1 protein-coding gene is annotated in these 1,353 nt (G+C 55.1%); it reads right to left on the reverse strand.

What is annotated here, in order from left to right:
- Positions 1-200: 200 nt before the first annotated feature.
- Positions 201-1,118 (reverse strand): transposase, encoded by a 918-nt coding sequence (locus tag BW940_RS20785; RefSeq protein WP_235847883.1) that lies wholly within the window; start codon positions 1,116-1,118, stop codon positions 201-203.
- Positions 1,119-1,353: the final 235 nt, after the last annotated feature.

Genomic DNA, 1,353 nt, shown 5'->3' on the forward strand with positions numbered 1-1,353 from the left:
ACAGTAGTTGCCGATTCAGATTGTAGAGAGTCGATGGAAACGTGATGAGTCACTGAAATCCGCCTCACGTTGTTTGTTCAAGCGGTAATTTGAGCAGGTGATAGTGGTTGAGGCGCATAATTCACAGTGACAGAGAGTCTTGCCAGTACGGAAGAGCGTGCTGACCCGAGCGCTAGCTCGGGTCTGCCGCCCGGCAGCGATTATCCGTATGTCACTGGTCCGAGGAAGAAGCGAAACGTTGCCGTTGACACTGCTGGACGCGTGCTCTCCCGCCGCTGCTCTGAGAGTAGCAGATACACCACGATCCAAAGATTGTACAGTGCCACAGCGAACAGAAAGTAGAACAACCGCACCGCAAACACTGGCGACGTAGTGCGAGGAAGGAACTCACCAATCTTCCGGTAGGACGTTTCTATTCCCCAGCGACGCCGATACGCTTGAGCTAGTGGTACCGCTTCATCCACTGTCCTCACGTGGTTCGTGATGAGACACAGCGAGTCGTCGTCCCGCGACTGATGCGGGACGACGACGAGCGTCACCGGGACACGCATCGTCGGTGAGTGCTTCCTGACTAACTCATAGTCAGTGACGAACACGCTCTCGTCGTGGTCGCCGAGAACACGCTTTATGCCCAGTGTTTTGGGTGCACGCATCACGAACTCCACGTCAAGATCGATCAGTTCGTCGACCAACTCCACCCGATACAATCCACGATCACAGTAGATGCGAGTGATCGAGACGGCCTGACGTGCCGTCTCGATCACCTTACGGATTGCTTTGATCAGAGACTGCGTATCCGTTCGAGCAACGTGCTCGGACGCGAGGGTAAAACGAGCTGACGGTGAAACAATACACAGTGTGACAAACACGTAGGCGAGATTCGTCCCACGATCCGGGTTGATCTGCGAAACCATCGGTGTCTGCTTGGAACCGTAGTAGAGCCATTCGTGAAGATCGAGCGCAACCTCCCCGGTTAGTGGGAACCGTCGTGCCTTCCGTGTCTGGGCGAGGAACTGCTCGCGGATGCCATTGAACTGATCGTTGATGGCATCCGCATCCATCTCACCAAGGTGATACAGCAGCGACTTCGAGAGCGGACTTCGGTCTTCGAGGTCCAACTCTTCGCCCCGAGCCAACTGGAGGTGTCTAGCACTGGTGTTAGTGAACTCACGGTGGAATGCGCTCCGAGTGAGGACTCTGGAGAAGTCCTCACTCGGGTAAGTGCCGTTAGGCTTCGTTCCGAAGTCTAGAGCGGGATACAGCAGCGAACCTACGGCACGGCAGACCTGCCGTGCCTCGGTAGTAATGACCATATTCTAAATAGGATGTCACCGGAGAAAACTGTCTTTCAGG

Origin of the sequence: Natronorubrum thiooxidans, from assembly GCF_900156475.1 — an archaeon.
Classification (GTDB): domain Archaea; phylum Halobacteriota; class Halobacteria; order Halobacteriales; family Natrialbaceae; genus Natronorubrum; species Natronorubrum thiooxidans.